The sequence below is a fragment of the Streptococcus sp. NLAE-zl-C503 genome, from assembly GCF_900104285.1.
GTDB lineage: Bacteria > Bacillota > Bacilli > Lactobacillales > Streptococcaceae > Streptococcus.
In genome coordinates this window covers 24,700-32,169 of sequence record NZ_FNJT01000009.1, presented here as the reverse complement: position 1 = coordinate 32,169, position 7,470 = coordinate 24,700, and the positions used below count along the sequence as shown (strand labels likewise).

Below are 7,470 nucleotides of genomic sequence, written 5' to 3'. Positions count from 1 at the left end.
AGGTGCTTGAGCGCTTGCTGACTCTGATGGTGCAGAGCTTACTGATGCAGATGCTTTTGCACTTGCTGAAGCTGATACAGGAGCTGAGGTTGATTGACTCGCTGACTCAGATGCTGGAGCAGTTGACTGACCTGCTGATGTTGAAGCACTTGCAGATGCTGACTGACTCGCTAAGACTGACTGACTTGCTGAGGCAGATTGACTGACTGAAGCTGACTGACTCGCACTCGCTTGAGCCTCAACAGATTGACTGACTGATACAGAAGCTGTTGCAGATGCTTGTTCTGTTTGAGCTTTCTTTACTTCTGCTTGCGCTTGAGCGATGATTGAGTTAGTACTTGTTTCAGTTGTTTCAGCTGCTTTTGGTTCAGCTGCGATGACTGTTTTATCCTTTTCTGCATAGTCAGACGTTTCATCTGCGTATACAGTTTGCTCTTGAGTCATCACAAATCCTGCAGCTCCAGCGGCCAGAATTCCCCCTATACCCGCTAGCGTGTTAAGGCTTAGGTGTGCGTGATCAAGTTCTTCAGTGTCTGACAGGGTACTAGAGACAACTTCGCCCATCCCACCGATACGGAAGAGATCCAATTGAGAGTTCGAGGCTTTTACCCAGTTTTTACCCGACTTGTAAAGCTTATAACGCTTTTTCTCATCTACGATCTCGAAATCTTTGTTAAATTTTTTACTTCGAAACATTTGATTCCTTTCTTTTCATCAAAATGCGACCCTTTGTTAACCTCATGATCATTAACAAAGCGTAGTTGCGCTACCCTCTCAAAACCAAAGCCAATAAAACCGCAGTCAGTCTCAGTTTTTATCCCTTTGACTTAGAAAAAGCAGATTCCATCTGGGATATACCAGTTGCTTTTAACTAGTATATACCATTTACCATTCTATCAAAACAGCTCCTCCTTTTCAAGCAATTATACTCGAAATGACAAATGAAAACACCTAATTTTTATCTAAAATTCGCTTTCAAGGATCAAATAATTGAAAACGTTTTATTATCTTTCGAAATCTCTTCCTTCCCCCACCCTTTCACACTAGTTCACTTAGACAGAAACAAAAAAACCTTGACGAGCAAATCATCAAGGTTCATCTTTTCTAGAGACCATCTCCATCCAGAAAAGTTCCTAAAAAAAGCGTCCCAACTGCATGAGTAGTGTGACCAAAAGAGTTACGAGAAAGAGAACTCCGCCCAGCACGGCAATCATGCTAAAATCTTGCTTCTCCCTTTTTAGGGGTTTCTTTCGATTATCTAGCTGTTCTCGTATATGTTCTTGTAAAATGCTATTGTCCTTGTTAGACATGTGCTCCTCCTTTTCTGTTGATAGAAAGGAACTTGCTTTCATCGAAAGCAAGCCCTTGTCTTATTAGCTTATAAAATTGCCTTGTAGGCTTCCAGATCAGCCTGATTCGCCGCCTGTTTTTGCTTAGCAAGAGCAGCCTCCATTTCAGACGGAAGAGAGAGAACTCCCTGAATCTTACCTACCATGGCTGATACATTTTCCACCGGATAAATGTGGCTTTCTGCAACGAAACGATGATTGTGACAAGTCGTCTCAAAACTGAGAATCAGCATATTATTCTCAAAAGCTGTTCGACTACCATTGAGAATTTCATCACTGATATTGATATCCAGATACAAGTCGCAGCGAGCAAAGAGCTCATTCACCTTAGCTGGACGAATATTAGGGTAGAGGGAAATATTCGGATAGCGATTTAATTCCATTAAACGACTTGACATCTCAGTAATCGCTCCAATATGGAAATGAACATTTGGTAATTGAGTCAAAAGTGGTTCAATTTGCTCGATTTGGTCACTATTCGTCAGAATCAAAGCTTCTGGATTCATATTATTGAGGCGATGGTATTGATAGAGATAACCGACATTGCGGAAGTAACTCTTCTCTTTTGGTGTCGCAAGCTTGAGGATTTTATCATAAACTTGTTTATCCTGTACTGCGATACGGATGTTTCGATGAGGCAACTGCATCGCCGCTTTCATGTTACCCGGCAACTCCTCTCCAATTGGCTCCTGCCAGAAAAGAATATCCTCTGCTCGTCCTTCTTTCGGAGTCAGACCAACGGCTACTAAAAATGGTGTTGCTAGAGAATTGTAGATAATGCGATCTGTATCATATCCACGATATCGCAAGTAAAAGATTACAAATTCTTGCTTAGAATTGAAAATATGGCGTTTTCCATCAAGAGTTAGGACAATATCCTCTGTTAGATGATTTTCCATAATCACCGTCACGTTATCTTGATTAAAGTAACGTGTATGAGTTGGACGCTGAGCATCATCATAGGTAATCTGTGCAAAGAGACGTCCCTTGCGATTGTAAATGTCAGCAGCGCGTACACGACCTTGATCATCCAACCACTCGACTGCACGCACGCGACGTTCGTGTGTCGGTTGACGGTAAAAGATATTGGCACGTTTCTTACCCATATCCAAGATTTCACCATTAACATTGCTCGAGCGAATTTCCCACAAATGAGGTTTCGGAACAAGGTTAAAATAAAGAGGTAGATCGTCCTCTGAAGCCACATCTCCAGTAAAGTAACTGTAAGGCGACTCGACATCAGGTGCGAGGTAACCATCGTCTCGGATCACGACAACAGGGCAGTCTAGTCCAGCTGCCTTAAGTGAACGTAGTAAATCAAAACTCGCTTGATCATAGCGTTCAAATAAACAAATCATAGTGTTTATGCCTTTCTTTTCGAATCCCTACTGATGCTGTGCAGATTGAACAAGATCATACCAACGCTGGGCAATATGTTCATCAAGATATGGTTCTGCCACCTCGTAGGATACACGGGATAGATCTTCTTGGGAATGTTGAGTAAATAGCTGGACAATCTTTTCTGCGTATTCCGTTGTCATTGCATCCAGATCATCTGGACGCGCCTCAGGAATCAAGTAGCCATTTTCCCCATCACGGATAAAGGTTGGATTTCCATAACGTACATCAAAACCAATAATTGGCAGACCAGAGCCAACCGCCTCTAACAAGGTCAAACCAAACCCTTCACTTGTGGAGGCAGACAGGTAAGCAGAGTAATTTCGATACACATCTGCCATGTGGTGATGCCCCATCAGACGGATATACTCTCCTGCATCTAACTCATGAATCAACTGCTCCAACATGGCTCTTTCGCCACCCGTACCATAGATATCAAAAGTGATTTCAGGTAATTGCTCATGCGCCTTCGCTACGGAGTGAATCAACCAATCGATATGCTTTTCACTGGCTAGGCGCGAAGCTGTAATCAATCCAAACGGCTTGCGCTCGCCTTCTGGATGACGCAATTGATCCAGACTTCCCACTGGAATAGTCAAGATTTCCTTTGGTTTGATGGTTGTATATTGAGCGAATTGTTCTTTGAGTAGGTTCGTTTGCGCATCGGTCGAGTTGATGATATAGTCCACTTCTTCGGCATGTTCAAACTGATACTCATAATAGTTATTCCACAAAATATAGTCTTTCTCAGCAGGATTTTCACTAAAGTGGTCTGCATGAACGATTACGACTAGCTTTGCATCGCCCTTATTAGCAAAGATAGCTTGACCAATATCTGTCTCTCGGTCTAAGATCAACAAATCTTTGTCCGTCAAAGCTAGACTTCTCATAAAATGCGCGACAAACTCTTGCTTAGAATAGAAAACATGATTTGGGAAACGATAGACTTGCGTTTCCTGTCTACCATCGACTTCATTGATGATTTCTTCATAGGCCACACTACCATCTTCATTGAGCCAGGTACGTTGATATAATTGCGCATGACCATTCATCGGACTAAAATACTCAACAAAATTCTTTGTATAAGTGTAGTACTCTTTTTGAATCAAACAACCACGCGAAACAATTTCGGCGCGTTCAATCAACTCTTTATCCATATCACAGGCATAACAAGTTACAAAATCACCATCACCAAATACTAGTCGAATCGTCTTCATATCGGTGTCGCGGATAATTTCGAGAGGCTCTTTATCGAAACTCGCTAAGACCTGCGCTAACGTATAGGTCGTCGGTGCAATTTTGACATCTGTAAAATGCTGATAAAGCCAGATAACCTCAGAATCTTCAAAGCCAATATTCTTTGTCAAATGTTCAATGTTATCAGCAGATATAAAATCCATAAAGATGAACTTCGCTTCTAAGCCCACACTACGAAGCAATTTTGCACGGTAGATCTGCGCATATTCTACACCGCTACTCGCCCAGCCAATCCCCAAATTGATGTTATAAATTGTCATATTTGATTATCCTCTTACAAAAAGTTATCTCGTTTAATTCTTGAAAGACGTTTGATTCTCTTGCCCTTATCATCATCTAGCTTATCTTCGTCTTTCTTTTTAGGTTTTGCGCGACGTGAAGTGATGTAGCTGACAGAGATGGTACTATCTGTTCCTGTTTTTGCAAGGGGTTGTTCGAGATGGACTTTCTCTCTCTCAGGCACCTCCTCTTCTTTCTCCTTAGCAACTTCTTCTGGTCTCTCAAGTTCTTTACGCAATTCTTGAATTTTTTTGATATCTCTTGGTTTACCATCGATATCGTCCAGTTCTAGAAGATCATCAATTCGACTGATAATATTTTTAATTTTTTCTTTTTGTAAATTATACAATCTCTCAGCCTCTGCCCGTTTTTTAGTCAGAGTATCGATTTCTTCGAGAATAGATTCTCTCGTATCCAAGTAGTCTTTTTGTGCCTTTTCTAAAACTTCTTTAGCTTCTTTTTCGGCTCTATCATGAGCTTCAATGACAAGAGATTTGGCATAAATGACTGCTTCACCGATCTCTTTTTCTTGATTCTTCATAGAGTCGATTTTTTTACGTAGAGATTCGATTTTTTCATTCTTCTTTTGAATTTCACGATCGAATCCTTCCTCTAATGCTTCGATACAATCTTCGACTTCCTTAGCACGGTAGTTACCGAACAATGTTTTCTTCAGTCTCATTTTGCTCCCTCTATTCCTTACTTATTCTGATTTACACCACTACTCCCCATTGTAGCATAAAATAGCGCAAATTGCTATTCTTTTCTAAGCTCCAAACAAGGAAAATATCCTAAGCTGCTATCAAGCAAAACCCGAACTTAGCTTAAAGTCCATCTATTTCTAAAAAAATGTCTGATCTATCAATCAGACATTTTCAAAAGTAAAAATACGAACACTACTTCTAGGGTCGAAGAAATTCAGTTATTACTTCCTATTTTAAAAATTTAGTTCCGTCCAAGTAAGTGGTGTATAGCCAAGTAATTCCACACCATCATACTCGACTGTTTTCACGATCTCTTGGATGTTTGTTTTCAATTCTTCAGTTGCTACACTATTTGAATCATCCAAGACCACATCATCTTCCACGACGAAGAGTGGTTTTTGGTAACGATCATAAAGATTGTTCATCACGAGACGAAGTCCCACAGAATCAATACGATTTTGATTTTGGCCATTACTTGCATATTTGTTGATAAAAACTTCTTGGGAATTGCTTGATGCATAATAACTGAAGCTGACAAAGTCAATTTTCCCATCTCTTAGGACAAAGAGGTCGTCATTTTCAATATCCAAGGCGATTTGATCACGTTCCAAACGACGCAAAAAGTGATTTGGGTAGTATCCACGAACTTGCACGTCTGTAAACAAATAATTTTCCCTATCTTTGACTTCTGCTTCCATTACATCAATAGCATTTTCAGTTTGCTGACTGTAGTTTTTACTAACAACCATCATCCCACCAAACTGAAACTCTGGGTTGATTGTTTTTCCGAGCTTGATTGCACGTGCAGAAGCAACTAATTGATAATGAGCTGCTTGCCAAATCACCTGTTCTTGATTGTCATCTGCTCCAAAAGACAATCCTCCACCAAGAAACGGCAAATGGTGCAAAACGTTGAACTCATTGAAGGTAATCCAATACTTCACTTTGTCCTTAAAGTACTGAAAGACAGCTTCTGCGTAACGCTCAAAGAGTTCGATCATCTTGCGGCTTTTCCAAGCTCCATATTTTTCGTATAAATTCAGCGGAAGGTCAAAGTGACTCAAAGTCACAATCGGTTCGATATCTTTTTCTAATACGTCATCGATGATTGCTTCATAATATTTCAACCCCTCTTCACTCGGCTGCAGCTCTTCACCATTTGGAAAGATGCGTGCCCAAGAAATCGAGATTCTATAGGCATTAAAACCCATTGATTGAATTAAATTCAGCTCTTCCATATAATCTCTCTGACCTACTGAAGCAAATCTTCCTAGGATATCATAAGATCCTAAAGGTACATTTTTGTAGTCAACTGTTCCATTCAGAACTTCTATCCGAGACTGGTCAACTGGTAATACATCTGTAGTACCCAAACCTTTGTTACTATTTGACATCATATTTCTAATCATAGTGGCTCCTTTTGATTTTTATTATTTCTATTTAATGATTGCAAGTTCTGTTTAGAAGGATTTCTCATCTTCCCTTTTTTGAGTAATAGCAGCCAAACCAGACAATTCACTTGCAACATTTCTTAAGTCACGTGCTAGGGGCTGCGAACCTGGTCTGAGTAGGTGATAGAGTTGGCGTTCCGTCATCCTTAAATTTGTTCCATTTGATTCTGAATAGTGAGACAGATGTTTCAGAGAGTCTTGCAAATCTACATTCTTTATTGATTCCTCTCTATTTTCAAGTTCCTGTTGCTCCTCAGCAATATGTGCTTGAGATGATTCTTCTTCAAAAATTTCAGGCGTCATCACTTCTTGCACTTTTTGCTGGTGAGTTAGAGGGCTCATATCCAGTTCAGAGAGGCTCTTATACAGACGTTCCGAAGCATGCAAGTCATGCGCGAATACTTCTGTCTCCGCTACACTCTGTCTGTAGGAACCAAATTCTGATTCTAACATACTATAGGATTGAGATAGGGATGCTTTCCTAAAACTCACCGAATCAGCTACACTCTGACTTTGACTTAAAGATTCAGATATTTGTTGACTTTGACTTAAGGATTCGGACTCACTGAGATAGAGGATTTCGCTCAAACTTAACGACTCGGACTCAGAAAGTAGATGAGAAATCATCTCACTCAAGGAAAGAGATTCAGAAATCGATTCCCATTCACTCTGGCTCAGGCTATAGAACTCGGACTCGGAAACACTCTGACTCGCTTGTTCTGATTCGGAAAAACTCCACCACTCTGATTCTGAGTGACTTTGAGATTCGGATATGGATTCCCATTCACTCTGACTCAGGCTATAGAACTCGGACTCGGAAACACTCTGACTTGCTTGTTCTGATTCGGAAGAACTCCACCACTCTGATTCTGAAGAGCTTTGGGATTCGGAAATCGATTCCCATTCACTCTGGCTCAGACTATAGAACTCAGACTCGGAAATACTCTGACTTGCTTGCTCTGATTCGGAGTAGCTCCACCACTCTGATTCTGAGTGACTTTGGGATTCGGATATGGATTCCCATTCACTCTG

At 40.7% G+C, this 7,470-nt stretch carries 6 protein-coding genes and 1 pseudogene; all 7 read right to left on the bottom strand.

Going from position 1 to position 7,470, the window contains the following annotated elements; translation table 11 throughout:
• A partial coding sequence (locus BLS46_RS09380) for a KxYKxGKxW signal peptide domain-containing protein (RefSeq protein WP_180364082.1) occupies positions 1 to 696 on the bottom strand: 696 nt, incomplete at its 3' end.
• 437 nt (positions 697 to 1,133) lie between these two features.
• Entirely contained in the window at positions 1,134 to 1,310 is a 177-nt protein-coding gene (locus BLS46_RS09375; protein ID WP_000066117.1) for a hypothetical protein, read from the bottom strand.
• A 68-nt stretch (positions 1,311 to 1,378) separates the two neighbouring features.
• Positions 1,379 to 2,707 carry an accessory Sec system glycosylation chaperone GtfB gene (gtfB, locus tag BLS46_RS09370; RefSeq protein WP_000562905.1) on the bottom strand — a complete coding sequence of 443 codons (1,329 nt, stop codon included), beginning with the start codon at positions 2,705 to 2,707 and terminating at the stop codon, positions 1,379 to 1,381.
• Positions 2,708 to 2,734: 27 nt separating this feature from the next.
• Complete coding sequence (gene gtfA, locus BLS46_RS09365; protein ID WP_093587155.1) at positions 2,735 to 4,264, bottom strand: accessory Sec system glycosyltransferase GtfA; 1,530 nt, start codon at positions 4,262 to 4,264, stop codon at positions 2,735 to 2,737.
• Positions 4,265 to 4,278: 14 nt separating this feature from the next.
• Complete coding sequence (locus tag BLS46_RS09360) at positions 4,279 to 4,965, bottom strand: hypothetical protein (RefSeq protein ID WP_093587153.1); 687 nt, start codon at positions 4,963 to 4,965, stop codon at positions 4,279 to 4,281.
• Between the two features lie 255 nt (positions 4,966 to 5,220).
• The gene (locus BLS46_RS09355) at positions 5,221 to 6,396 is read right to left on the bottom strand and encodes a family 1 glycosylhydrolase (protein WP_093587151.1); all 1,176 of its coding nucleotides are present in this window, start codon (positions 6,394 to 6,396) and stop codon (positions 5,221 to 5,223) included.
• Between the two features lie 51 nt (positions 6,397 to 6,447).
• Positions 6,448 to 7,470, bottom strand: a pseudogene (locus BLS46_RS09350) (hypothetical protein); the annotation flags it as partial.